Source organism: Mycobacterium sp. PO1, from assembly GCF_017312405.1.
Taxonomy (GTDB): domain Bacteria; phylum Actinomycetota; class Actinomycetes; order Mycobacteriales; family Mycobacteriaceae; genus Mycobacterium.
Map to the genome: position 1 here is coordinate 44944 of NZ_BLTG01000078.1, position 24571 is coordinate 69514.

22 protein-coding genes and 2 pseudogenes are annotated in these 24571 nt (G+C 68.7%); 15 read left to right on the forward strand and 9 right to left on the reverse strand.

The window, feature by feature from the left end; all coding sequences use genetic code 11:
• Positions 1–112 precede the first annotated feature (112 nt).
• The 3 genes from J3476_RS22780 to J3476_RS22790 are packed head-to-tail and all read right to left on the reverse strand — an operon-like array spanning position 113 to position 2792.
• Positions 113–679 (reverse strand): isochorismatase family protein, encoded by a 567-nt coding sequence (locus tag J3476_RS22780; RefSeq protein ID WP_207068610.1) that lies wholly within the window; start codon positions 677–679, stop codon positions 113–115.
• Positions 676–1353, reverse strand: coding sequence for a PAS and ANTAR domain-containing protein (locus tag J3476_RS22785; protein ID WP_207068611.1), 678 nt, complete (start codon positions 1351–1353; stop codon positions 676–678). Before J3476_RS22785 ends, J3476_RS22780 begins: the two co-directional genes overlap by 4 nt.
• Before the next feature lie 50 nt (positions 1354–1403).
• Positions 1404–2792 (reverse strand): acyl-CoA dehydrogenase family protein, encoded by a 1389-nt coding sequence (locus tag J3476_RS22790; protein ID WP_207068612.1) that lies wholly within the window; start codon positions 2790–2792, stop codon positions 1404–1406.
• Between the two features lie 110 nt (positions 2793–2902).
• Here J3476_RS22790 and J3476_RS22795 point away from each other — a divergent pair, with 110 nt between their 5' ends.
• Positions 2903–3448 carry a hypothetical protein gene (locus J3476_RS22795; protein ID WP_207068613.1) on the forward strand — a complete coding sequence of 182 codons (546 nt, stop codon included), beginning with the start codon at positions 2903–2905 and terminating at the stop codon, positions 3446–3448.
• Between the two features lie 29 nt (positions 3449–3477).
• On the opposite strand, the pseudogene J3476_RS28215 reads toward J3476_RS22795, so the two are convergent.
• A pseudogene (locus J3476_RS28215) lies at positions 3478–3789 on the reverse strand (hypothetical protein); the annotation flags it as partial.
• A gap of 47 nt (positions 3790–3836) precedes the next feature.
• Between J3476_RS28215 and J3476_RS22805 the strand changes: the two are divergent.
• The 4 genes from J3476_RS22805 (at position 3837) to J3476_RS22820 (ending at position 7537) form a co-directional block, all read left to right on the forward strand.
• A complete protein-coding gene (locus J3476_RS22805; protein WP_207068614.1) occupies positions 3837–4292 on the forward strand; it encodes a PPOX class F420-dependent oxidoreductase in 456 nt (151 codons plus the stop codon).
• Between the two features lie 236 nt (positions 4293–4528).
• The gene (locus J3476_RS22810; RefSeq protein ID WP_207068615.1) at positions 4529–5764 is read left to right on the forward strand and encodes a glycosyltransferase family 4 protein; all 1236 of its coding nucleotides are present in this window, start codon (positions 4529–4531) and stop codon (positions 5762–5764) included.
• A complete protein-coding gene (locus J3476_RS22815) occupies positions 5758–6480 on the forward strand; it encodes a class I SAM-dependent methyltransferase (RefSeq protein ID WP_207068616.1) in 723 nt (240 codons plus the stop codon). The genes J3476_RS22810 and J3476_RS22815 overlap by 7 nt, the downstream gene beginning before the upstream one ends.
• On the forward strand, positions 6473–7537 hold the full coding sequence (locus J3476_RS22820; protein ID WP_207068617.1) for a prenyltransferase: 1065 nt from the start codon (positions 6473–6475) through the stop codon (positions 7535–7537). Before J3476_RS22815 ends, J3476_RS22820 begins: the two co-directional genes overlap by 8 nt.
• Here the strand turns inward: J3476_RS22820 and J3476_RS22825 are convergent.
• Complete coding sequence (locus J3476_RS22825) at positions 7524–8228, reverse strand: class I SAM-dependent methyltransferase (protein WP_207068618.1); 705 nt, start codon at positions 8226–8228, stop codon at positions 7524–7526. The genes J3476_RS22820 and J3476_RS22825 overlap by 14 nt on opposite strands.
• Before the next feature lie 53 nt (positions 8229–8281).
• Between J3476_RS22825 and J3476_RS22830 the strand changes: the two genes are divergently transcribed.
• The gene (locus J3476_RS22830) at positions 8282–8851 is read left to right on the forward strand and encodes a TetR/AcrR family transcriptional regulator (RefSeq protein ID WP_207068619.1); all 570 of its coding nucleotides are present in this window, start codon (positions 8282–8284) and stop codon (positions 8849–8851) included.
• A 2-nt stretch (positions 8852–8853) separates the two neighbouring features.
• Here J3476_RS22830 and J3476_RS22835 read toward each other — a convergent pair whose 3' ends face one another.
• Positions 8854–9438 (reverse strand): TetR/AcrR family transcriptional regulator, encoded by a 585-nt coding sequence (locus J3476_RS22835; RefSeq protein WP_207068620.1) that lies wholly within the window; start codon positions 9436–9438, stop codon positions 8854–8856.
• 95 nt (positions 9439–9533) lie between these two features.
• Between J3476_RS22835 and J3476_RS22840 the strand changes: the two genes are divergently transcribed.
• Entirely contained in the window at positions 9534–10874 is a 1341-nt protein-coding gene (locus J3476_RS22840) for a cytochrome P450 (protein WP_207068621.1), read from the forward strand.
• A 59-nt stretch (positions 10875–10933) separates the two neighbouring features.
• Here the strand turns inward: J3476_RS22840 and msrA are convergent, their stop codons facing one another.
• Complete coding sequence (gene msrA, locus J3476_RS22845; protein ID WP_152519207.1) at positions 10934–11443, reverse strand: peptide-methionine (S)-S-oxide reductase MsrA; 510 nt, start codon at positions 11441–11443, stop codon at positions 10934–10936.
• Positions 11440–11931, reverse strand: coding sequence for a peptide-methionine (R)-S-oxide reductase MsrB (gene msrB / locus J3476_RS22850; protein ID WP_207068622.1), 492 nt, complete (start codon positions 11929–11931; stop codon positions 11440–11442). The genes msrA and msrB overlap by 4 nt, the downstream gene beginning before the upstream one ends.
• Positions 11932–12020: 89 nt before the next feature.
• Here msrB and J3476_RS22855 point away from each other — a divergent pair, with 89 nt between their 5' ends.
• From J3476_RS22855 to J3476_RS22880, 6 genes and pseudogenes are all read left to right on the forward strand, one after another.
• Complete coding sequence (locus J3476_RS22855; RefSeq protein WP_207068623.1) at positions 12021–12527, forward strand: nuclear transport factor 2 family protein; 507 nt, start codon at positions 12021–12023, stop codon at positions 12525–12527.
• Positions 12524–13534, forward strand: coding sequence for an NAD-dependent epimerase/dehydratase family protein (locus J3476_RS22860; RefSeq protein WP_286183576.1), 1011 nt, complete (start codon positions 12524–12526; stop codon positions 13532–13534). Before J3476_RS22855 ends, J3476_RS22860 begins: the two co-directional genes overlap by 4 nt.
• 33 nt (positions 13535–13567) lie before the next feature.
• A pseudogene (locus J3476_RS22865) lies at positions 13568–14963 on the forward strand (NAD(P)/FAD-dependent oxidoreductase).
• 39 nt (positions 14964–15002) lie between these two features.
• Entirely contained in the window at positions 15003–15380 is a 378-nt protein-coding gene (locus J3476_RS22870; protein WP_207068625.1) for a DUF427 domain-containing protein, read from the forward strand.
• 9 nt (positions 15381–15389) lie between these two features.
• A complete protein-coding gene (locus J3476_RS22875; protein WP_207068626.1) occupies positions 15390–16301 on the forward strand; it encodes a DNA-3-methyladenine glycosylase in 912 nt (303 codons plus the stop codon).
• 69 nt (positions 16302–16370) lie between these two features.
• Positions 16371–16916, forward strand: coding sequence for a Dps family protein (locus J3476_RS22880; RefSeq protein ID WP_207068627.1), 546 nt, complete (start codon positions 16371–16373; stop codon positions 16914–16916).
• A gap of 19 nt (positions 16917–16935) precedes the next feature.
• Here the strand turns inward: J3476_RS22880 and J3476_RS22885 are convergent, their stop codons facing one another.
• Positions 16936–17742, reverse strand: a complete 807-nt coding sequence (locus J3476_RS22885; protein WP_207068628.1) for a PaaI family thioesterase — start codon at positions 17740–17742, stop codon at positions 16936–16938.
• A gap of 640 nt (positions 17743–18382) precedes the next feature.
• Here J3476_RS22885 and gltB point away from each other — a divergent pair.
• Together gltB and J3476_RS22895 are read left to right on the forward strand one after the other, a co-directional pair.
• Positions 18383–22966: a glutamate synthase large subunit gene (gene gltB, locus J3476_RS22890; protein ID WP_207068629.1), complete on the forward strand. Its 4584-nt coding sequence runs from the start codon at positions 18383–18385 to the stop codon at positions 22964–22966.
• Positions 22959–24425, forward strand: coding sequence for a glutamate synthase subunit beta (locus J3476_RS22895; protein ID WP_207068630.1), 1467 nt, complete (start codon positions 22959–22961; stop codon positions 24423–24425). The genes gltB and J3476_RS22895 overlap by 8 nt, the downstream gene beginning before the upstream one ends.
• Positions 24426–24571: the final 146 nt, after the last annotated feature.

Here is a 24571-nt window from a genome sequence, read left to right on the forward strand (position 1 = left end):
TCAAGGCGATTCTCCTGTGCTAGCGCGATGCGGATTCGTCGGATGACGGCGTGTGGCGACCCTATGGGATGCCCACCCGAGGGGGTGGTGCAACCGTCGGGTGGGTCACAGGTCAGGACGCGACGTCGACCCCGGCAGAGCGCAGCGTCTCGACCGCCTGCGCGGTGGTCGCCGGCGACACGCCGGCGGTCAGGTCCAGCAGCACCCGGGTGGCGAATCCGGCGGCGACCGCATCGGCTGCGGTGGCCTTCACACAGTGGTCGGTGGCGATGCCCACGACGTCGACGGCTTCGACGCCCCGGGAGCGCAGCCACTCGGCCAGTCCGGTGCCGTCGTCGTCGGCACCCTCGAAGCCGCTGTAGGCGGCGGTGTAATGCCCCTTCTTGAACACCGCCTCGATCGGCGCGGTGTCCAGGTCGGGGTGGAACTCCACCCCGCCGGTGTCGACCCGGCAGTGTGGTGGCCACGAGTCGACGTAATCCGGGTGGTCGGAGAAATGCCCGCCCGGGTCGATGTGGAAATCCTTGGTGGCCACCACGTGTGCGTACCTCGAGCCGCCGCCCAGCAGGGCGTTGATGCCGCGCGCCACGTCCGCGCCCCCGGCGACAGCCAGCGAGCCGCCCTCGCAGAAGTCGTTCTGCACGTCGACGATGATCAGCGCTTTCTTCGAGGCGGTCACGTGCCCACGGTATCGCTGGTGCGGTCCACCCGCTGGTGAGCAGTCAGGAACAGGTGGTCGAACGTGGCGCGGGGCGGCAGGGTCTCCTCGTAGTCGAGGCCGGCGAAATCGACCAGCAACCGTTCGGCGAGCATCCGCAGTTTCACGTTGGTCTCCTGCGAGCGCCACCGCAGCAGCTCGAACGCGGTGTCCGCATCGACCCGGTAGACCAGCATCAGCATCCCCTTGGCCTGTTCGATGACGGAGCGGTTCTCGGTGATCTCGTCGAGCGCCGCGCTGACCATCGCCTTGGCCATTGCCTCGTTGGGGGTGACGTCGACGTAGAAACCGTGGGTGCCGATCAACCGGCCGTCGGCATTGCGGAGCTGATCGCCGATGACGACCACCTCGTGCACATCGCCGCGGGTGTCGATGATGCGATGCCGCGTCGAGAACGTCCGGTGCTCGCGGCGCATCTCCTCGAGGGTCGCCGCGACCTGCCGGTAGTCGTCGGGGTGCTTGTGCGAGAGCACCAGTTCGGTGGTCGGGGTCACGGTCCCGGGCTGATAGCCGTGCAGGAGCTGAACCTCGTCGGACCACTCCCACCGTTCGTCGGCGAAGTGGAAGCGAAACCAACCCACCAGCTGGGGCGCGCCACCGGCGAGCGCCTGCTCCAGGGAGTCGTCACTGGTCACAGCAGTAGATTAGCGTGACCGCCGGTTCCGTCCGGCGCGATCCGCAGGCCCTACTTGCTGGGCGGCCGAAGCACTTTCATCGCCATCTGCATCACCGGCGCGGGAACCCGGTCCTTCATCGTCAGCGCGGTGTCGGCGACACGGGTGCGCACCGGCGTGCCCCGGCCGAAGACGCGGTTGAGCGGACCGCCGGTGGGTTCGAGGTCGACGTGCAGCGGAGGCTTCCCGTCGGCCGCGCCGAGCGCCTTGGAGATGACGATCCGCTGGATTTCGCTGGTGCCCTCGAAGATGGTGTACAGCTTGGCGTCGCGGTACCACTTCTCGACGGGGTGGTCGGAGATGTATCCCCAGCCGCCCATGGTCTGGATGGCCCGTTCGGTGGTGCGCACCGCGAGCTCGCTGGCCGCCAGTTTCGACATCGATCCTTCGCCGCGCTCGAACGCCACACCGGTGGCGGCCATCCACGACGCCCGCCAGGTCAGCAACCGCGCCGCATCCAGACTGGTGGCCAGGTCGGCGAGCGGGAACGCGATGCCCTGGTTGTCGATGATGGGCGCGCCGAACGCCTCACGCCGGTTGGCGTATTCCGTGACGTACTCCAACGCCGCCCGGGCGATGCCGAGAGCCTGCGCGGCGACCATGGGGCGGGTCTGCTCGAACGTGCCCAGCGTTGCCGATCCCGACCGCTTGGGCCCGCCCTCGCGCACGCGGGCCAGCCGCCGCTCGAGTTTCTCCTGCCCGCCGAGCAGATGGTCGGCGGGCACGCGGACGCCGTTGAACTTCAGCTCGGCGGTGTGCGACGCCCGGCAGCCCAGCTTGTCGAGCTTGCGGACCATCTCCAGGCCCGGCAGACCGCCGGGGACGATGAACAGACCCTGCCCGCGGTGCCCGAGTTCCTCGTCGACGACGGCGTTGACCACGTGCACATTGGCGATGCCGCCGTTTCCGATCCACATCTTGTGTCCGTCGATGATCCAGTCCGCGTCGGGGCCCGAGCCGTCGCGGCGTGCCCTGGTGCGCAGGTTGCGCACGTCGCTGCCACCCTCGGGTTCGGAGATCGCCAGCGCGGCCAGCTTCAGGTCGCCGGGGGTGCCGAAACACTCCGGCGCCCACTGCAGCATCTGTTCGGGGGTGGCGGCCTGCCCGATGGCCGACAGCGCCAGCGCCGGCATCACCACCGCCAACCCGATTCCCGCGCAGCCCCAGAACAGTTCCTCCATGAACATCGGCAGCGACAGCCCGGTCGGGTCACCGATCAGGTCCCGGTAGAACAATGGACTGTAGAAGCCCTGCTCAGCGGCCTGTTCCAGGACCGGCCAGGGAAACTCCTGGCGCTGGTCGTACTCGGCGGCGACGGGGCGGATGACCTGTTCGGCGAACTCGTGGGTGCGGCGGGCCAGGTCGTGCTGGGCTGCTGTCGGGGTGATGTTGAACGTCATCGGTGCCCCACCGTCGCTGTCGTGAACATGCGCATCTCCCCACGTCGTTGTGCCTAACGTGGCAAGTACCCAAAGCCGGCGAAAAATTCACGGCGGGAAGGGCGTGGCGCATGAAGTTTGCTGTGGGCGCCCTGCGGCAGCGTGACGGGATCACCTGCGGGCCGGCGGTCGCCGTGGTCGCCGGGGCGATGCTGGACGCTGAGTACGGTTCGATGCTGCGCGAGGCCGGCGTGGCCGATGCCTGGTTCGCCAGGGAACAGCAGCGCGTGCACGCCCAGGTGAACGCCGTGTGGCCGCGCCGTCTGGGTACCACGCCGGCGGGAATGGCACGTGCGCTCACCGAACGAGCCCGGGTGTGCGGGCTGCGCTACCGGTGGCGGTGCCGGCGAGGGCGATGCGACCGACTGGCCGATGTGCTCGCCGCGGTGGGCGAAGGCCGGCCGGTGGCGGTGCTCATCGGGCGCGTCGTCCCGCGGCACTGGGTGCTGCTGGTCGAGGTCAGTGGCGACGCGCTGCGGTGCTACGAGCCGTCCTCCGGGGCGACTCGGTCGGTGTCGGTGGACGCGCTGCGCCGCGGACGCCTGACCGGGCTCGGCTTTCCGCGGGCTTTCGCCTTCGTGCTGCCGTGCGGCGCGACGCGGGCTGTCACGGCCTGATCGCGCGGATCGGCGGAGCCCGCCGTGGCCTCGGCGATGCGCTTCTCCGCTTCACCGATCGAGATGCGCAGCCGCCGCGCGAGCACTTCGGCCCAGGGAGCGCCGGCAAACTGCACCGGGGGCGGCCCGGTGACCAACCGCGCCAGCAGACGCCGCTGTAGCGCGGCCAGCCGACGTTCCATGGCGTCCAGGCGCAGCAGCAGCGCCCGCTGATCGGCCGGGCGCAGGGTGTGTACCGGCAGGTCGGTCAGGGCTTGGAAGGCGCTCAACGCGTCATCTGCGGCGTCGAGCACAGGGGTCACGGCGGTCGTTTCACGGACAAGCGGGCTGTTCGAACTCATGTTCGACAGAGTACGGAGTCGGGCCGACAACTCGATACGCTGAACCGATGGCCAGACGCATCGCGACCGCCGAGCCGGTTTCAGGGGCCGACCTGCTCGAGTTCATCCGACCGCGGCACCGCATGGTGCTGACCACCCACCGCCGCGACGGGTCGCTGCAGAGCTCGCCGGTGACCGGTGGGGTGGACGGCGACGGGCGCCTGGTGATCGCCTCCTATCCGCAGCGGGCGAAGTCGGTCAACATCCGCCGCGACCCGCGCACGAGCGTCGTCGTGCTCTCCGACGACTTTGACGGGCCCTACGTCCAGGTCGACGGGGCCGGCGAAGTCCTGGACCTGCCCGAGGCGCTCGAACCGCTCGTCGACTACTTCCGGTCGGTTGCCGGTGAGCACTCCGACTGGGATGACTACCGCCGGGCGATGGTCGAGCAGGGCAAATGTCTGATCCGGATCACCCCGCGGCGCTGGGGCCCGGTCGCCACCGGCGGGTTCCCGCCCCGGTGAGACGCACTGCGCCGAGGTCGGCGGGGACGTCAACAGGTGACTGTGGTAGTCAGAGCTAGCGCACGCGTTGCGTCAGCTAGCACGTCAAACTATAGTCTGGACACATGTCCAGGAGGGTTCGGATTCCTTGCTCCAATCGATTTGGCCTGCTCAGTGCGGCATTCCATCCGGATCCTCGCGCGTGAGCGCGGCGCGGGGTATGTGCGTGAGCGCTGCGCGGGGTATGTGAGCTGACCATGCGCATTGCGTTGCTGTCTTATCGGAGCAAGACCCATTGCGGTGGCCAGGGCGTCTACGTACGACACCTGAGCCGCGGCCTGGTCGAGCTCGGCCATGACGTGGAACTCTTCTCCGGGCAGCCGTACCCGGACGGTCTGGATCCGCGGGTGCGCCTGACCAAGGTGCCCAGCCTGGACCTCTACCGCGAGCCCGACCCGTTCCGGATCCCTCGGCCCAGCGAGATCAAGACCAGCATCGACGTCCGCGAACTGCTGACCACGTGGACTGCGGGCTTCCCCGAACCCAAGACGTTCAGCATGCGGGTGGCCCGGTTGCTCGCCGACCGGCGCGCCGACTTCGACGTCGTGCACGACAACCAGTGCCTGGGTACCGGTCTGTTGGCGATCGCCGAGGCCGGGCTGCCGGTGGTGGCCACCGTGCACCATCCGATCACCCGGGACCGGGTCCTCGACGTCGCCGCGGCGAAGTGGTGGCGCAAGCCGCTGGTCCGCCGGTGGTACGGCTTCGCCGAGATGCAGAAGGACGTAGCACGCCGGATTCCCGAGCTGGTCACTGTGTCGTCGACCTCGGCTGCCGACATCGCCGAGGACTTCGCGGTCAGCCCCGACCAGCTGCATGTCGTACCGCTGGGAGTGGACACCGAGTTGTTCCAACCCGCGCCGAACCGGGTGCGCAACCGTGTCATCGCGATCGCCAGCGCCGACGTGCCGCTCAAAGGCGTGAGCCACCTGCTGCACGCCATCGCCCGGTTACGCATCGAGCGTGATCTCGAGCTGCAGCTGGTCGCCAAGCTCGAGCCCAACGGCCCGACCGAGAAGCTGATCGCCGAGTTGGGTATCTCCGACATCGTGCACAGTTCCAGCGGGTTGTCCGACGCCGAACTGGCAGAGCTGCTGGCCTCCGCCGAGGTGGCGTGCATCCCGTCGCTGTACGAGGGCTTTTCGCTTCCCGCGGTGGAGGCGATGGCCAGCGGGACCCCGATTGTCGCCAGCCGGGCCGGTGCGCTGCCCGAAGTGGTCGGACCCGACGGTGAATGTGCGCGGCTGGTCACTCCCGCCGACGTCGACGAGTTGACCAGGGTACTGGGCGAGTTGCTGGATTCGCCGCTGGAGCTGCGCAGGCTCGGAGACAACGGAAGGCGCCGTGCGCTGGACGTATTCAGTTGGGAATCGGTTGCCGCGCAGACTGTCTCGGTCTACGAGCGCGCCTGTCGGCGGGTCGCGGCATGCTGACCGTGGACTTCGACCGGCTCGAGGTGGGGCCGGGCAGCAAGGTCATCGACGTCGGGTGTGGTGCCGGCCGGCACACCTTCGAGGCATTCCGCCGTGGCGCCGACGTGATCGGCTTCGACCAGAACGTCGCCGATCTCAATGATGTCGACGAGATCCTGCAGGCGATGAAAGCCGAGGGGGAGGCACCCGCTTCGGCCCGGGGCGAGGCCGTCAAAGGCGACGCGCTGGAGTTGCCGTACGACGACGCCACCTTCGACTGCGTCATCGCCTCGGAGATCCTCGAGCATGTGCCCAATGATGACCGGGCGATCTCCGAACTGGTGCGGGTCCTCAGACCCGGTGGTGCGCTGGCGATCACGGTGCCGCGGTGGTTGCCGGAGCGGATCTGCTGGGCGCTCTCGGATGAATACCACGCCAACGAAGGCGGTCACATCCGCATCTACCGCGCCGACGAACTGCGCGACAAGGTGCTCGCACACGGCCTCGAACTGACTGCCACCCATCACGCTCATGCGCTGCACGCGCCGTACTGGTGGCTCAAATGCGCCGTCGGTACCGAGAAGTCGGATCATCCGGCGGTGACGGCGTATCACAAGCTGTTGGTGTGGGACATGATGAGCCGGCCGTGGCTCACCCGCACTGCCGAGGCCGCGCTCAACCCGTTGATCGGCAAGAGTGTGGCGCTCTACTTCAGGAAACCTCCGGCCGATGCCTGAGATCCCCGGTGTGCCCGGGGCGTTCAGTCCCGACCAGTGTTGCCAGACGGCGGAGTCCATCGCGGCGACGCAGGAGCCGTCCGGTGCCATCCCGTGGTCGCACGGCGGGCACACCGATCCGTGGGACCACATCGAGAACGCGATGGCGCTGACCGTCGCGGGACTGCTCGAGCCGGCGCGGGCGGCCTTCGACTGGTCGTTGCGCACCCAGCGCGACGACGGCACCTGGCCCATCCAGTTGCGCAACGGCGTCATCGAGGACGCCAACAGTGACAGCAACTTCTGCGCCTACATCGCCACCGGTGTGTGGCATCACGTGCTGGTCACCGGCGACCGCCGGTTCGCCGAGACGATGTGGCCGGTTGTGGTCAAGGCGATCGACTTCGTCCTGAGCCTTCAGTCCGGCACCGGCGAGATCGCCTGGGCGGCAAGCCCGTCCGGTATCGCCGAGGAGGCCCTGCTCACCGGCTGCGCCAGCATCCATCACAGCATCCGGTGCGCCTTGGCGCTGGCCGACTATGTCGACGACCCGCAGCCCGAGTGGGAGGTCGCCGTCGGGCGGTTGGGTCACGCGATCGTCGAACACCCCGAAGCGTTCGTCGCCAAGGACCGCTGGTCGATGGAGTGGTACTACCCGGTGTTGTGCGGCGCGCTGCGCGGGCCCCGGGCGCGCTCCCGGATCGACGAGCGGTGGGACGATTTCGTGGTTCCGGATCTGGGGATCCGGTGTGTGGACGACCGGCCGTGGGTGACCGGTGCCGAGACCTGTGAGCTGGTCATGGCATTGGACGCGATCGGCGACCGAGGACGCGCGCATGCGCAGTTCGCGGCCATGCACCACCTCCGCGAGGAGGACGGTTCGTACTGGACCGGCCTGGTGTACGCCGACGGCAAACGCTGGCCGGTCGAACGCACCACCTGGACCGGTGCGGCGGTGATCCTCGCGGCGGATGCATTGTCCTGCGCGACGCCGGGCAGCGGCATCTTCCGCGGTCCCGATCTGCCGCGGGGTCTCGAGGGAGACTACGACTGCGAGTGCGTGATCAGCGAGCGCTGACCTGCGCGCCGCCGAGCGTGCCCGGATCGCCCGTCGCGCGTTCGAGCACCCGCATCGAACCGGTCGCCGCGACTTCGCGGAACTCTGCGGTGTCCAGCGCGCGGCGGTAGATGTGGAAGGGCGCCTGCCCGCCGTCGGCGGGGTCGGGGAAGACGTCGTGGATGACCAGTGCCCCGCCGACCGACACCCACCGCGCCCAGCCGTCGAAGTCGCGGCGGGCCGCCTCTTCGGTGTGGCCACCGTCGATGAACAAGAGCCGCAACGGGGTTCGCCAACCGCGGGCGACCACCGGCGAGCGTCCCACGATCGCCACCACGTGGTCGTCGAGGCCCGCGGCGTCGAGGGTGTGGCGCAGCGTCGGCAGGGTGTCGAACAGGCCGGTGACCGGGTCGACCATCGAGGAGTCGTGGTACTCCCAGCCGGCCTGGTGTTCCTCGGAGCCGTGGTGATGGTCGACGGTGTACAGCAGCCCACCGGTCTGCTGGGCGGCGGCGCCGAGCATGACGGTGGACTTGCCGCAGTACGTCCCGATCTCCACCGCGACGCCGTCGCCCAGGTAGTGCAGCGCGGTGTCGTAGAGGGCGCGGCCCTCATCAGCGGGCATGAAACCCGTGACGCGTTCGGCGAGTTCGAACAGCTCGGCGGCGGCCGGGGGTAGTGCGGTGTCGGGGTGCGCCGTCGTATCGCTCATGGCGCCCAACTTACCGTTGCTGGTCACAGGTCGTTGTAGTAGCGTCCGGACATGTGTCCGATCCGGCCCTGGAGTCGACTCGGCGCCGTCTGACGGCCCGACAGGCCGACACCGTGGAGCGGTTGGGCCGGGCCTCGGTCGAGCTGCTCGCCCGGGATGGATTCGCCGCTCTGACCGTGCGCAGGGTCGCCGCGGAGGCGGGCGTCGGCGCCGCCACGGCCTACACGTACTTCTCCTCCAAGGAGCATCTCGTGGCGGAGGTGTTCTGGCGCCGGCTGGCCGGTTCGCCCCACGTCGATCACGAGTCGGATGATCCCGTCGCCCGGGTGGTCGACGTGCTCGGGCACATCTCGCTCCTGGTCGCCGACGAGCCGGAGTTCGCCGGCGCCGTGACGACCGCGCTGTTGGGCAAGGATCCCGATGTCGAGGTGCTGCGGCTGCGCATCGGCCGCGACATCCGGGACCGGTTGGCCGGCGCGCTGGGACCTCAGACCGACCCGGACGTGATCGACACGTTGGAGATGCTGTACTCCGGGGTGCTGGTCCGCGCGGGCATGGGTTACGTCTCCTACGACGAGATCGCGCGCCGACTCGAGAGGTCGGCGCGTCTGATCCTCGGGTGAGGTCAGTGCGGACCCAGTAGCGCCGTCGCCGCGGCCACCGCGGGTCCGGCGATCTCGTGGACGTCACCACCGTCCTCGACGACGAGCGCGGTCAGTTCCCGTATGCCGCCCAACAGGATCAGCGCGGAGGAAGCGGAGACCGGGCCGATACCGGCACGGCGAAATCCCGGGTTCCCGGTCAGCGTCACCAGCATGTCGGTCAGTTTCACCATGGCCTGGCGGTGCAACGGCTGCGCTTGCGCGCCCAGGGCCGGCGCCTCCCGGATCCAGCTCAGCGTGATGGCGGGCCGGGCGCCGATGTGCTCGACGTAGGCGTCGACGGACTGACGGATCTGAACCGGCCAGTCCGCCTGCGCGTCGACCGCGGCCAGGATGGCGGCGATGAGGTCGTCGTTGTTGCGGCGTAGCAATTCGATCAGGCAGCGGTCCTTGCTGTCGAAGTGCTCGTAGAAGGTTCGCTTGGACGTGCGCGCGCGCCGGACGATGTCGGCGACGGTCGTGTCGCGGTAGCCGCGCTCGCGGACCGAGGCCGCCAAGCCGTCGAGCAGCCGAGCGGTCACCGCCGAGTCGGCGGGAACGGCGGTCATGATCGCGACACCCCCTTGCGACCCCGTGGTACCAAGCGGTACCGTACCGGACACGAGCGCGGTACACCCAAGTACCAGAGCGGAGCCGATTGCGGATGACCGAAGCGACGATCACCACTGCCGAACGGAGCGCCCCAGCGCCCCGTGAGGTGCGGTTGCCACCCACCCCGCCCGTGCCCCGGCTGATCCAGGGACTGGGCTTCACGACGTCACGGAAGTGGACGGTCGCACAGATCGTCCGCCGATGCGGAGACGTGTTCACGTTGCAGCTGCCGGTGTTCGGCCGCACCGTGATCGTCGCCGACCCGGCACTGGCCAAGGAACTGTTCATGGCCAACACCGAGGACGTCGGCAACATCCAGCCGAACCTGTCGCGGGTACTCGGGTCGGGTTCGGTGTTCGCCCTCGACGGTGCCGACCATCGGCGGCGACGCCGGCTGCTGACCCCACCGTTCCACGGCAAGAGCATTCGCAACTACGAGGCCATCTTCGAAGAAGAGACGCTGCGCGAAGCCCAGAACTGGCCCGAGGGAACGCCGTTCGAGACCCTCGAACCGATGATGCGCATCACCCTGAACGCCATCCTGCGGGCGGTATTCGGCGCCGACGGAGCGCATTTGGACGAGCTGCGCCGCATCATCCCGCCGTGGGTCACCCTCGGTTCCCGACTGGCGGTGCTGCCCACCCCGGCACGCACCTACGGCCGGTTCAGCCCGTGGGGACGGCTGGCGCGCTACCGTCGGCGCTACGACGAGGTGATCGGCCGACTGATCGACGCCGTGCAGGCCGACCCGGACTTCGACGACCGCGACGACGTGCTGGCGTTGCTGCTGAAGAGCACCTACGAGGACGGGTCCTCGATGTCGCGCCAGGACATCGGCGACGAACTGCTCACGCTGCTCGCGGCCGGCCACGAGACGACCGCAGCCACGCTGGGTTGGGCCTTCGAGCGCATCAGCCGCCACCCCGACGTGCTGGCCAGGTTGGCTGCCGAGGCCGACACCGAGGACAACGAATACCGGCAGGCGGTCATCCTCGAGGTGCAGCGGGTGCGTACCGTCATCGACTTCGCCGGACGCCACGTGTACGCGCCCTCATTCGATCTCGGCGAGTACACCATCCCGCGGGGCTACTCCATCGTCGTCGCGCTGTCCCAGATGCACCACCGTGCCCAGGATTTCCCCGACCCGGACCGATTCGACCCGCACCGATTCATCGGTCAGCGCCCGCCCACGTTCGCGCACATCCCGTTCGGCGGCGGCACCCGGCGCTGCGTGGGTGCCGCCTTCGCCAACGTGGAGATGGACATCGTGCTGCGAACAGTGTTGCGGCACTTCGTGATCGAACCCACCGACGCCCCCGCCGAGAAGACCCACTCGAGGGGCGTGGCCTATACGCCCAAGAGCGGCGGCCGGGTGGTCGTGCACCGCCGGTGAATCAGACCGCCGCCGCCTCCGCGGTGCGGTGAATCAGACCGCCACCGCGGTGCGGTGAATCAGACTTCGGTGCGCTTGGGCAGCTTCCAGCCCGGCCGCGGGAAGTGGCAGGTGTAACCACCCGGGTAGTGCACCAGGTAGTCCTGATGCTCCGGTTCGGCTTCCCAGAAGTCGGGTGCGGGGCTGACCTCGGTGACGACCTTGCCCGGCCACAGCCCGGAGGCCTCGACGTCGGCGATGGTGTCCAGCGCCACCTGGCGCTGCTCGTCGTCGACGTAGAAGATCTCCGAGCGGTAGCTGGTGCCGACGTCGTTGCCCTGGCGGTTCTTCGTCGTCGGATCGTGGATCTGGAAGAAGAACTCCAGCAGCGCGCGGTAGTCGGTCTGTGCGGGGTCGTAGACGATCTCGACCGCCTCGGCGTGCCCCGGATGGTTGCGGTACGTCGGATGGTCGTTCTGCCCGCCCGTGTAACCCACGCGGGTGGACACCACGCCCGGCTGCTTGCGGATCAGATCCTGCATGCCCCAGAAACAGCCGCCGGCCAGAACGGCTCGCTTGTAGTCGCTCACGCTTGCTCCTTCTCGACTGTGTCGTCGATATCGACGAACAACCCACGGTACTGCCCGTAGCCCTGCGCTTCGAGGTCGTCGAGGTGGACGAACCGCAGCGCCGCGGAGTTGATGCAGTAGCGCAGCCCTCCCGCTTCACGCGGTCCGTCGGTGAACACGTGCCCGAGGTGGCTGTCGCCGTGGGCCGAACGCACCTCGGTGCGGACCATCAGGTGGGAGAAGTCGCGCTTGGAGACGATGTTGTCGGCGCCGTCCTCGGCCGCGCGCAGAGGCCGGGTGAAGCTCGGCCAGCCCGATCCGCTGTCGAACTTGTCGACCGAGGCGAACAGCGGTTCCCCGGACACCACGTCGACGTAGATGCCGGGTTCGTGGTTGTCCCAGTATTCGCCGGTGAACGGCCGCTCGGTGCCGTTGCGCTGGGTGACGCGGTACTGCTCCGGCGACAGCGCGTCCACCGCCTGGGGATTCTTGTGGTATCGCTGAGTCATGGTGCCGGTATAACCGCCTGGCGTGCGCGTTTAATCCGCATCGGCAGACCCCTCGACAGCAACCGGTAGAACATGTTCTAGTTTCGGGTGTGACGGGCAACACCTTCAGCCGAGATGAACTCGTCGAGGCGTTCGCGGGCTTCGAGAAGACGGTCGACCGGGCGGCGCAGACCCGTGACTGGGATCCCTGGGTCGACCAGTACACCGACGACGTGCTCTACATCGAACATGCGGCGGGCACCATGCGCGGCCGTGAGCAGGTCCGGCCCTGGATCTGGAAGACGATGGAGACGTTCCCGGGCAGCTACATGACGTCGTTCCCGTCCCTGTGGGCGGTGTTCGACGACGCGACCGGCCGGGTCATCTGCGAGCTGGACAACCCGATGCGCGACCCGGGGGACGGCACGATCATCAGCGCCACCAACATCTCGATCGTCACCTACGCCGGAGATGGCCGCTGGTGCCGTCAGGAGGACATCTACAACCCGCTGAGATTCGTCAAGGCGACGCTGAAATGGTGCAAGAAGGCGCAGGAGCTGGGCACGCTGCCGGACGAGGCGGCGGCGTGGATGGCCCAGATGGGTGCCGCGCGGTGACCGCGCCCGTGCTCGTCATCGGCGCGAACGGTTACCTGGGCAGCCATGTCACGCGTCAGCTCGTCGCCGCGGGACACGATGTGCGGGTGATGGTGCGCGACGGGGCCAACACGATCGGCATCGACGACCTGACCGTGACCCGCTATGTCGGCGACATCTGGGACAGTGCCGTGCTGCGCTCGGCGATGACCGGCGCGCGTGACGTCTACTACTGCGTCGTCGACACCCGCGGCTGGCTCAACGACCCGACGCCGCTGTTCCGCACGAACGTCGAGGGCACCCGCAACGTCCTCGAGGTCGCGGTGCAGCCCGACGTTGCCGCCGGGTTGCGGAAATTCGTCTACACCAGCAGCTATGTCACCGTGGACCGGCGCCGCGGTCGGACCGCCACCGAGGCGGACGTGATCCCCGATCCGACCGTGTTGACGCCCTACGTGCAGTCCCGGGTGCAGGCCGAGAACCTGGTGATGAACTACGCGCGGGAGCGTGGACTGCCCGCGGTCGCGATGTGCGTGTCGACCACGTACGGCGCCGGTGACTGGGGGCGCACGCCGCACGGGGCGATCATCGCGGGCGCCGCGTTCGGCAAGCTCCCGTTCGTGATGGGAGGCATCGAACTCGAGGCGGTGGGGATCGACGATGCGGCACAGGCCCTGATCGCCGCTGCCGACAAGGGCCGGGTGGGCGAGCGCTATCTGGTGTCGGAGAAGATGATCTCCAACGCCGAGGTGGTACGAATCGCCGCCGAGGCCGCCGGCGTTCCCGCCCCGTCACGAACCCTGCCGCTTCCCGCGGCCTACGCCATGGCCGCGCTGGGCAGCCTCAAAGCCCGGCTGACGGGCACCGACGAGCGACTCTCGCTGGGGTCGCTGCGGTTGATGCGCGCCGAGGCGCCGTTGGACTGCACCAAGGCCCGCCGCGAACTGGACTGGCTGCCGCGGCCGGTCGAGGAATCCATCCGGGAGGCCGCCACGTTCTGGGTGGGTCTGCGGGCCGCCAAGCGTTAGCAGGCGACACGGCGCAGCTGTCAGAATCTCCCGGTGCCCAGCCACGCGCCCACCCCTGCACCCACGAACGGTCACGTGTCGCATTGGTTCGACGGACCCCCGGTGCCCCGCCCGCCGCTGCCCGGCAGCCGGGACGCCGACGTCTGCATCGTCGGCGCGGGCTATACCGGCCTGTGGACCGCCTACTACCTCAAGCAGGCCGACCCGTCGCTGCGCATCGTGGTGCTCGAGGCCCGGTTCGCCGGGTTCGGCGCGTCCGGACGTAATGGGGGCTGGCTGTCCGGACTCGTTCCCGGTGACCGCGAGCGGATGGCGCGCCAATACGGCCGCGAGGCCGTCGTGGCCTGGCAGCGTGCGCTCAACGACGCTGTCGACGAAGTGATCGACGTCGCCGCCCGGGAGAACATCGACGCCGGCATTGTCAAGGGTGGCACCCTCGAGATCGCGCGCAACCCGGCGCAGGCGACCCGGCTGGCCGCGGCCGCCGACGCCGAGAGCCGGTGGGGCGTCGACGGCGTCGCGACTCTCACCGCGGGCGAATCGGCGCAGCGCATCCGGCTTTCCGGAGTGCTCACCGCCTACCACAACCCGCACTGCGCCCGGATCCAACCCGCATCGCTGGCACGCGGTCTGGCCGACACCGTGCAACGCCTCGGGGTCGACCTGTACGAGCGCTCCCCGGCGACCGAGATCGGCCCGGGTGGCGTCGCCACGCCGTGGGGCACCGTGCGCGCGCCGATCGTGTTGCGCGCCACCGAGGGCTTCACCGCGAGGCTGCCCGGGCTGAGACGCCGCTGGCTGCCGATGAACAGCTCGATGATCGCCACCGCACCCATCCCGCAACGGATCTGGGACGACATCGGGTGGCAGGGCCGGGAGACGCTCGGCGACACCGCGCACGGTTTCTTCTACGCCCAGCGGACCGTCGACGGCCGGATCGCCATCGGCGGACGCAGCGTGCCCTACCGGTTCGGTTCCCGGCTCGACCGGGACGGTCAGGTACCGCGACGCACCATCACGCGGCTGCGACAGACGCTGCACTCGATCCTGCCGCAGGTCGCCGACGTGCCGATCGCGCACGGTTGGTGTGGTGTGCTGGCCGTGCCGCGGGATTGGGAGGCGACGGTCGACTTCCAGGCGTCCTCGGGTCTGGGTTGGGCCGGCGGGTACGTCGGCCACGGCGTGACCGCCACCAATCTGGCCGCCCGCACGCTGACCGACCTGGTGCTCGGCCGGTCGTCGGCGCTGACCGAGCTGCCCTGGGTCGGGCACCGGTCGCGCGGCTGGGAACCCGAGCCCCTGCGCTGGATCGGCGTGCGCGGCATGTATCTGGCCTACCAGGCCGCCGACTGGCACGAGTTCCGCGGCAGCGCCGGCACCTCGCCGATCGCGGCACCTCGCCGACCGGATCGCGGGCCGCCCGCACTGAGGGGATGGCAGCGCCGTCCGGAAGGCGTTGAATGGTGTCATGACCGACCGACCTGTGTTGGAACCCACCGAAGCCCACCCCATCACCGTCGAGCCGACCGGCAGACACGTCGTGGTGCGGGTGAACGGCGAGGTGGTCGCCGAAACCGATGCCGCGCTGACACTGCGCGAGGCCAGCTACCCCGCTGTGCAGTACATCCCGCTGGATGATGTGGTGCAGGGCCGCCTGAAGTGCAGTGACACCGCGACGTACTGCCCGTTCAAGGGCGACGCCAGCTACTACCACCTCACCACCGCGGACGGGCAGACCGTCGAGGACGCGGGATGGACCTACGAGGCGCCCTACCCGGCGGTTGCCGCGATCGCCGGCCATCTCGCGTTCTATCCGGACAAGGCCGATGTCGGAGTCGGCTCCTAGGCTGACGAGGTGCGCAGTTCGGCCAGCGTGGTGTTCGCCGGCCCCGCCAGCCCCGGCCTGACCCTGAGTCCGCTGCGGCGCGGCGGCGGGGACCCGTGCTACTACGACGACGTCGACGGCTCGATCTGGCGCACCAGCCTGATGCGCACCGGACCCGTGACCGCACGCATCCGGCGCGCAGCGGTCGACACCGTCGACTGCGAGGCGTGGGGGCCGGGGGCCGTCGAGTTCACGGACACGCTGCCGGCACTGCTCGGAGCCGACGACGACGCGTCCGGCTTCGAGCCCACCGAGCCCACCATCGCCGCGGCGCTGCGCCGGGTGCCGCACCTGCGGCTCGGCCGCACCGGGCGGGTACTCGAGGCGCTGATCCCGGCGGTGATCGAGCAACGGGTGGCCGGTAAGGATGCCTTCGCGGCGTGGCGCCGGCTGGTGACGCGGTACGGCGCCCCCGCCCCGGGGCCGGCGCCGTCACGTCTGCGGGTGCCGCCGGCCGCGGACGTCTGGCGTCGCATCCCGTCGTGGGAGTTCCACCGCGCCAACGTCGACCCCGGGCGGGCGCGGACGGTGGTGGGGTGCGCCCAGCGCGCCGATGCGCTGGAGCGGCTGGTCGACCGACCGGCAGCGGCTGCCCGCCGCGCGCTGATGTCCCTGCCCGGGGTGGGGGAGTGGACCGCGGCCGAAACCGCCCAGCGGGCATTCGGAGACCCCGACGCGTTGTCGGTGGGTGACTACCACCTGGCCACCGTGGTGGGGCGCAGCCTGCTCGGGCGCCCGATCGACGACGCGCAGATGGTCGAGCTGCTGGAACCCATGCGCCCGCATCGGCACCGCGCCGTGCGTCTGCTCGGCGCCAGCGGTCTGGCCGTGTACGCCCGCTTCGGGCCACGGATGCCGATCCCGAATCTGGCCGAAATGTGACATGGGACCGGAGGCGATTACCGGCCCGGGCGCTCGGGTACACGTCGGCCGACGAACGAAGGAGCTGAAATGACTACATTCACCGTTCCCGGAATGACTGACAAGCAGGGCGCTGAAGTCGCCGAGCTGCTCCAGAAGGCTCTCAGCAGGTACAACGACCTGCACCTGACCCTCAAGCACGTGCACTGGAACGTCGTGGGCCCGAATTTCATCGGCGTGCACGAGATGATCGACCCCCAGGTCGAGCTGGTCCGTGGATACGCCGACGAGGCCGCCGAGCGGATCGCCGCTCTCGGCACGTCGCCCAAGGGCACTCCCGGAGCGATCATCAACGACCGCACCTGGGACGATTACTCGGTCAACCGGGACACCGTGCAGGCCCATCTGGCCGCTCTCGACCTGGTGTACACCGGCGTCATCGAGGACACCCGCAAGTCGATCGAGCAGCTCGAGGAGCTCGATCTGGTGTCCCAGGACATGCTCATCGCCCACGCCGGCGAGCTGGAGAAGTTCCAGTGGTTCGTCCGTGCCCACCTGGAGAACTCCGGTGGTGAGCTGGTGAACGAGGGCACCTCGACCGAGAAGTCCGCCGCCAGCAAGGCGAAGAAGTCCTGACTCCTAGGGGCAGCGGCGGTCAGCGGTAGGCCGTCAGCCGGCCGAGCATCGCCACCCGACCGTCGCTGCCCACCGCCCTGGCCTCGGCCACCCCGGTGCTGCGCCCACGATGCAGGCGGTCGGCCACATAGCGCGCCTGCGCGCCACTGTGGAACGGGCGCAGGAAGTTGACCCGCAGCGACGCGGTGCGATACGGCTCACCTTCGGCGTCCCGGTTCACCTCGGCAGACGCCGCCAGTTCCAGACCCATCGACGAGATTCCGCCGTGCACCACGCCGACGAGGTTGTTCAGCGCCGGATCCTCGCCCTGCAGCAGAACCGTTGCCGCACCCCCGGTTTCGGCGACATCCAGGGTCATCAACTCACGCAGCGTGGGCCCGGCAGGGGCGCCGGCGGAGTCGCTGGGCCAGTCCTGCGCGACGGTGTCCGGCGCCGCGATGTAGAACGACCGCACGGTCGCCGTCGCGAGCGCGTGGCCTTCGGAACTCAACTCACACAGCCCCAGCGCGTCATTGTCGCGACGGCCCAGCGGGCGCGACACGCCCAGCACCGGGGCGCCGGCTGAGGCGGCGAGGACGTCCACCGCGTCCGGGACCACCTCCAGCGACAACTCGCTGCTGACCGTCCACTGGCCCGGCCCGCGCCGGCAGTGGTTGATCAGGCCGCCGAGGTGGTCGACCAGCAGGGCCAGCGTGGCGACGGTGGGTGTGTGGGTCAGCGGGTTGACCAGGGGCGCGGCCGGCGCCGTGGCCACGCAGCGTTCGGGCCCCTGCTCGAGCGTCTCGATGCCGAAGCGGCCGAGTGGGGTGTTGGGCGGGTAGGCCATTGCTGCAGCCTGACGCGCCACTCGCGTCGCTGTATACCCCCGGCGGGTAAAGTGAAAGGCAGATCACGTCGACGTCGGCAGGAGGTGGCCGATGAGCTCGGTAGGCTTGCGGGTGCATCGGCAGAACCGTTGAACGGCAGCGGGTTCGGCTGGTGGCGACGGTTTTTGGCCGTCTGAGGGGCCGGAAAACGTTTGCCTGCATCCTGGTGTCAATTCTCTAAGAATCTGTCCGGCGTCCGCGCAAAGTATGACAATGGTGTCATCGCACTACAGAAAGCGATGCTCGTGCTCCAGCAAACGGTTTCTTCCGGTGGTCGGTTTCGGCCGAACCGCCAGGTTTGCCGGTCGGGCGCCGGGGCCGTCGTCAAATGACCTCCGGGGCAACGTTATTCATCCGTGATCGGCAGGGCTCGGCGCCGGTGGCGCAGATTGCCGGGCAAAACTTGTTAGGTCGCACTAAGTTGGCATGTCAGGGGCCCTTTGTCATATCGTTTTCAACACTTGTGGCGAGTGGGAAAAGGGCCGTCGTTCAGTGCTGCACGAAGGTGCCTCAATCGCCAGACCGGCTAACGCCCTCGTCGACGATTGCCGTCAGTAGCGCGCCGTGACCCGGCGTGTGCATGGAAAAAGGTAGGTGGGAATGGCGCCCAACGCTCAGGGGCTGTACAACCCCGCGTTCGAGCATGACGCGTGTGGCGTGGCGATGGTGGCCGATATGCACGGCCGACGGAGCCGCGACATCGTCGAGAAGGCCATCACCGCGCTTCTGAACCTGGAACACCGCGGCGCCCAGGGCGCCGAGCCGCACACCGGTGACGGTGCGGGCATCTTGCTGCAGGTTCCCGACGAGTTCTGTCGGGCTGTCTGCGACTTCGAGCTGCCCGAGCCCGGCAGCTACGCCACCGGCATCGCGTTCCTGCCGCAGTCGTCGAAGGACGCGGCGGCAGCCTGTGAGTCCGTCGGCAAGATCGCCGAGGCCGAGGGCCTGGAGGTGCTGGGCTGGCGCGACGTGCCGACCGACGACTCCTCGCTGGGCGCACTGGCGCGCGACGCGATGCCGACGTTCCGTCAGGTGTTCCTGGCCGGCGCCAGTGGCATGGAGCTGGAGCGCCGCGCGTATGTGGTGCGCAAACGCGCCGAGCACGAGCTCGGCACCAAGGGGCCCGGCCAGGATGGCCCGGGCCGCGAGACCGTGTACTTCCCCAGCCTGTCGGGGCAGACCTTCGTCTTCAAGGGCATGCTGACCACGCCGCAGCTCAAGGCGTTCTACCTGGACCTGCAGGATGAGCGACTCACCAGCGCGCTGGGCATCGTGCACTCGCGGTTCTCCACCAACACCTTCCCCTCGTGGCCGCTGGCGCACCCGTTCCGGCGGGTCGCCCACAACGGTGAGATCAACACCGTCACCGGCAACGAGAACTGGATGCGGGCGCGGGAAGCGCTGATCAAGACCGACGTGTTCGGAGCGGGCCAGGACCTCGACCAGGTGGTGCCCGTGTGCACGCCCGGGGCGTCGGACACCGCGCGCTTCGACGAGGTGCTCGAATTGCTGCACCTCGGCGGGCGCAGCCTGCCGCACGCGGTGCTGATGATGATCCCCGAGGCCTGGGAACACCACGAGTCGATGGACCCGGCGCAGCGGGCGTTCTACCGCTACCACGCCTCGCTGATGGAGCCGTGGGACGGGCCCGCCTCGGTGTGCTTCACCGACGGCACCGTCATCGGCGCCGTCCTCGACCGCAACGGGCTGCGCCCGTCGCGCATCTGGGTCACCAACGACGGCCTGGTGGTCATGGCGTCCGAAGCCGGCGTCCTGGACCTCGACCCCGCCACCGTGGTCAAGAAGATGCGGTTGCAGCCGGGCCGGATGTTCCTCGTCGACACCGCGCAGGGGCGCATCGTCTCCGACGAGGAGATCAAGAACGAGCTCGCCGCCGAGCAGCCTTACCAGGAGTGGCTGGACGCGGGCCTGTTCGATCTCGACGAACTGCCGCAGGGCGACTACGTGCGCATGCCCCACCACCGCGTGGTACTGCGCCAACAGGTGTTCGGCTACACCTACGAGGAGCTCAACCTGCTGGTGGCGCCGATGGCACGTACCGGTGCCGAGGCGCTGGGTTCGATGGGCACCGACACGCCGATCGCGGTGCTGTCGGCCCGGCCGCGGATGCTCTACGACTACTTCCAGCAGATGTTCGCCCAGGTGACCAACCCGCCGCTGGACGCGATCCGTGAAGAGGTGGTCACCAGCCTGCAGGGCACCGTCGGTCCGGAGGGCGACCTGCTCAACCCGACCGCCGACTCGTGCCGCCAGATCGTGTTGCAGCAGCCGATCCTGCGCAACGCCGAGCTGTCGAAGCTGATCTGCGTCGACCCCGACCACGAGATCCGCGGCCACAAGCACGGCATGCGCGCGGCGGTGATCCGGTGCCTCTACCCGGTGAACCGCGGCGGTCAGGGGCTCAAGGAAGCGCTGGACAACGTCCGCGCCAAGGTGTCGACGGCCATTCGCGAGGGTGCCCGCATCATCGTGCTCTCCGACCGCGAGTCCAACGAGCAGATGGCACCGATCCCGTCGCTGCTGTCGGTGTCGGCCGTGCACCACCATCTGGTGCGTGAGCGCACCAGGACCAAGGTGGGGCTGGTCGTCGAGGCCGGTGACGCCCGCGAGGTGCACCACATGGCCTGCCTGGTCGGCTTCGGTGCGGCCGCGATCAACCCCTACATGGCCTTCGAGTCCATCGAGGACATGGTCGACCGCGGGGTGATCACCGGAATCAGCAGTGATCAGGCCAAAGCCAATTACGTCAAGGCCGCCGGCAAGGGTGTGCTCAAGGTGATGTCCAAGATGGGCATCTCGACCCTCGCCTCCTATACCGGCGCCCAGCTCTTCCAGGCCATCGGGATCAGCCAGCCTCTGCTGGACGACTACTTCACCGGCCTGGCCTGCCCGGTGGGCGGGATCGATCTCGACGACATCGCCGACGACGTCGCGGCCCGGCATTCGCTGGCCTACCTGGACCGGCCCGACGAGTGGGCGCACCGCGAGCTCGAGGTGGGCGGTGAGTACCAGTGGCGCCGCGAGGGCGAGTACCACCTGTTCAACCCCGAGACCGTCTTCAAACTGCAGCATTCGACCCGCACGGGCCAGTACGAGGTCTTCAAGGAGTACACCCGCCTGGTCGACGACCAGAGTGAGCGCATCGCCTCGCTGCGCGGTCTGCTGAAGTTCCGCGACGGGGTGCGCCCACCGGTTCCGCTGGACGAGGTGGAACCGGCGAGCGAGATCGTCAAGCGGTTCTCCACGGGGGCGATGAGCTACGGCTCCATCTCCGCCGAGGCGCACGAGACGCTGGCGATCGCGATGAACCGTCTCGGCGGCCGGTCGAACTCCGGTGAGGGTGGTGAATCCGTCACCCGCTTCGATCCCGACGAGAACGGCGACTGGCGCCGTAGCGCGATCAAGCAGGTCGCGTCGGGCCGGTTCGGGGTGACCAGCCACTACCTGACCAACTGCACCGACATCCAGATCAAGATGGCCCAAGGCGCCAAACCGGGTGAGGGCGGCCAACTTCCGGGCCACAAGGTGTATCCCTGGGTGGCCGAGGTGCGGCACTCCACCCCTGGCGTGGGGTTGATCTCGCCGCCGCCGCACCACGACATCTACTCGATCGAGGACCTGGCGCAGCTGATCCACGATCTGAAGAACGCCAACCCGTCCGCCCGTATCCACGTCAAGTTGGTCAGCGAGAACGGAGTCGGCACGGTCGCGGCCGGGGTGTCGAAGGCGCACGCCGACGTGGTGCTGATCTCCGGGCACGACGGCGGCACCGGCGCCACGCCGCTGACGTCGATGAAGCACGCGGGCGCGCCCTGGGAGCTCGGCCTGGCCGAGACCCAGCAGACACTGCTGCTCAACGGGCTCCGGGATCGGATCGTGGTGCAGGTCGACGGTCAGCTCAAGACCGGCCGCGACGTCGTCGTCGGTGCGCTGCTCGGCGCCGAGGAGTTCGGCTTCGCGACCGCGCCGCTGGTGGTGTCCGGCTGCATCATGATGCGGGTCTGCCACCTCGACACCTGCCCGGTCGGCGTCGCCACCCAGAATCCGGTGCTGCGCCAGCGCTTCATGGGCAAGCCCGAGTTCGTCGAGAACTTCTTCATGTTCATCGCCGAAGAGGTCCGGGAACTGATGGCGCAGTTGGGCTTCCGCACCGTCAACGAGATGGTGGGGCAGGTCGGCTCGCTGGACACCACTCAGGCCGCCGCGCATTGGAAGGCGCACAAGCTGGATCTGGCGCCCGTGCTGCACGAGCCCGAGTCGGCGTTCATGAACCAGGATCTGTACTGCAGTTCGCGGCAGGACCACGGGCTGGACAAGGCGCTGGACCAGCAGTTGATCGTGCAGAGCCGGGAAGCGCTCGACAGCGGCTCCCCGGTCCGTTTCTCGACCAAGATCGCCAACGTCAACCGCACCGTGGGCACGATGCTCGGCCATGAGGTGACGAAGGCCTATGGCGGGCAAGGGCTTCCCGACGGAACCATCGACATCACATTCGACGGTTCGGCGGGCAACAGCTTCGGTGCGTTCCTGCCCAAGGGCATCACGCTGCGGGTCTACGGCGATGCCAACGACTACATCGGCAAGGGCCTGTCGGGTGGACGGATCGTGGTGCGCCCGCCGGAGGACGCCCCGGAATCCTATGTCGCCGAGGACAACATCATCGCCGGCAACGTCGCTCTGTTCGGTGCGACCGAAGGGCAGATGTTCCTGCGCGGTCAGGTCGGCGAGCGCTTCGCGGTGCGCAACTCCGGGGCGCACGCGGTGGTCGAAGGCGTCGGAGACCACGGCTGTGAGTACATGACCGGCGGACGGGTGATCATCCTCGGGCCGACGGGGCGCAACTTCGCTGCGGGCATGTCCGGCGGAATCACCTTCGTCCACGATCCGCACGACGTGTTGGGTGACAACCTCAACGCGGAGATGGTGCTGCTCGAGGAATTGGGGCCGGAGGACGCCGAGTACGTCCACGGCATGATCACCGCCCATGTCGATGCCACCGATTCCGCGGTGGGGCAACGCATTCTGGCTGATTGGGAGAACGAGATGGCGCACTTCACAAAGGTGATGCCGCGCGACTACAAGCGGGTGTTGCAGGCGATCGCCGACGCGCAGAGCAGCGGCAAAGATGTCGACGAAGCGATCATGGCGGCCGCCGGTGCCTGATCCCCGCGGTTTTCTCAAGTACACCCATCGGGAGACGCCGCAGCGGCGCCCCGTGGATCTGCGGCTGCGTGACTGGAAAGAGGTCTACGAGGACTTCTCCCACGACACGCTCACCGAGCAGGCCACCCGCTGTATGGATTGCGGTATCCCGTTCTGCCACAACGGCTGCCCGTTGGGCAACCTGATCCCGGAATGGAACGACCAGGTGCGCACCGGCCGTTGGCGCGACGCCATCGAGCGGCTGCACGCGACCAACAACTTCCCCGAGTTCACCGGTCGGCTGTGCCCGGCGCCGTGTGAGGGTTCGTGCGTGCTGGGCATCAATCAGGATCCGGTCACGATCAAGCAGATCGAGGTCGAGATCATCGACAATGCCTTTGCCGAGGGGTGGGTGGTGCCGCTGCCGCCGGATCGGCTGACGGGCAAGACCGTTGCCGTCGTCGGTTCCGGGCCGGCCGGGTTGGCCGCCGCTCAGCAGCTCACCCGTGCCGGGCACACGGTCACCGTGTTCGAGCGGGACGACCGCATCGGCGGGCTGCTGCGGTACGGCATCCCCGAATTCAAGATGGAGAAGCGTCACGTCGACCGCCGTCTGGAGCAGATGCGCGCAGAGGGCACCGAGTTCCGTGCCGGGGTCAACGTCGGTGTCGACATCACCGCCCAGCAGCTGCGCAAGGAGTTCGACGCGGTGGTGCTGGCCGGCGGTGCGACCGCGCGTCGGGATCTGCCGATTCCGGGCCGCGACCTGGCGGGCATCCACCAGGCGATGGAATACCTGCCGTGGGCCAACCGCTTTGCCGCGGGCGATGACGTCAAGGGTGACGACGGTGAGCCGCCGATCACCGCCAAGGGCAAGAAGGTGGTCATCATCGGCGGTGGCGACACCGGCGCCGACTGCCTGGGCACCGCGCATCGCCAGGGCGCCACGCATGTGCACCAGTTCGAGATCATGCCGCGACCGCCGGAGAGCCGCGCTGACTCCACTCCGTGGCCGACCTATCCGCTGATGTACCGCGTGACGTCCGCGCACGAGGAAGGCGGCGACCGCGTCTATTCGGTGAACACCGAGGAGTTCATCGGAGAGGACGGCCACGTGACCGGCCTGCGGGCCCACGAGGTGAAGATGAACGCCGGCAAGTTCGAGAAGATCGAGGGCACCGACTTCGTGCTGGAGGCCGATCTCGTGCTGCTGGCGATGGGCTTCACCGGTCCGGAGCGGCCGGGTCTGCTCAACGATCTGGGTGTGGAGTTCACCGATCGCGGCAATGTGAGCCGGGACGACGCGTTCGCGACGTCGGTGCCGGGGGTGTACGTGGCAGGCGACATGGGCCGCGGTCAGTCGCTGATCGTGTGGGCGATCGCCGAGGGGCGCGCGGCGGCCGCCGCGGTGGACCGCTACCTGGTGGGCCACACGGCGCTGCCGGCGCCGATCAAACCCACCACCGCTCCGCAGCGATGAGCGCTTGCGCGAAGAGCCGATAGGCCCGATGAGCGCTGGGTAGCTCTCCCAGCGCGAGATTGCGTGGGTGGTTGTGGTCGAGCGGGCCGCGCAACCCTCCGCGCAATCTCGGCGTGTCAGCGGCTGAATCGAGTCACATCCGTCAC

What these genes read in the sequence shown, in the direction of transcription:
- J3476_RS22885 (WP_207068628.1), bottom strand. Translation starts at nt 17,742, where the DNA reads ATGGCCTACCCGCCCAACACCCCACTCGGCCGCTTCGGCATCGAGACG.
- J3476_RS22805 (WP_207068614.1), top strand. Translation starts at nt 3,837, where the DNA reads ATGGCCAGACGCATCGCGACCGCCGAGCCGGTTTCAGGGGCCGACCTG.
- J3476_RS22820 (WP_207068617.1), top strand. Translation starts at nt 6,473, where the DNA reads ATGCCTGAGATCCCCGGTGTGCCCGGGGCGTTCAGTCCCGACCAGTGT.
- gltB (WP_207068629.1), top strand. Translation starts at nt 18,383, where the DNA reads ATGGCGCCCAACGCTCAGGGGCTGTACAACCCCGCGTTCGAGCATGAC.
- msrB (WP_207068622.1), bottom strand. Translation starts at nt 11,931, where the DNA reads ATGACTCAGCGATACCACAAGAATCCCCAGGCGGTGGACGCGCTGTCG.
- J3476_RS22815 (WP_207068616.1), top strand. Translation starts at nt 5,758, where the DNA reads ATGCTGACCGTGGACTTCGACCGGCTCGAGGTGGGGCCGGGCAGCAAG.
- J3476_RS22795 (WP_207068613.1), top strand. Translation starts at nt 2,903, where the DNA reads ATGAAGTTTGCTGTGGGCGCCCTGCGGCAGCGTGACGGGATCACCTGC.
- J3476_RS22835 (WP_207068620.1), bottom strand. Translation starts at nt 9,438, where the DNA reads ATGACCGCCGTTCCCGCCGACTCGGCGGTGACCGCTCGGCTGCTCGAC.
- J3476_RS22840 (WP_207068621.1), top strand. Translation starts at nt 9,534, where the DNA reads ATGACCGAAGCGACGATCACCACTGCCGAACGGAGCGCCCCAGCGCCC.
- J3476_RS22880 (WP_207068627.1), top strand. Translation starts at nt 16,371, where the DNA reads ATGACTACATTCACCGTTCCCGGAATGACTGACAAGCAGGGCGCTGAA.
- J3476_RS22790 (WP_207068612.1), bottom strand. Translation starts at nt 2,792, where the DNA reads ATGACGTTCAACATCACCCCGACAGCAGCCCAGCACGACCTGGCCCGC.
- J3476_RS22870 (WP_207068625.1), top strand. Translation starts at nt 15,003, where the DNA reads ATGACCGACCGACCTGTGTTGGAACCCACCGAAGCCCACCCCATCACC.
- J3476_RS22810 (WP_207068615.1), top strand. Translation starts at nt 4,529, where the DNA reads ATGCGCATTGCGTTGCTGTCTTATCGGAGCAAGACCCATTGCGGTGGC.
- J3476_RS22825 (WP_207068618.1), bottom strand. Translation starts at nt 8,228, where the DNA reads ATGAGCGATACGACGGCGCACCCCGACACCGCACTACCCCCGGCCGCC.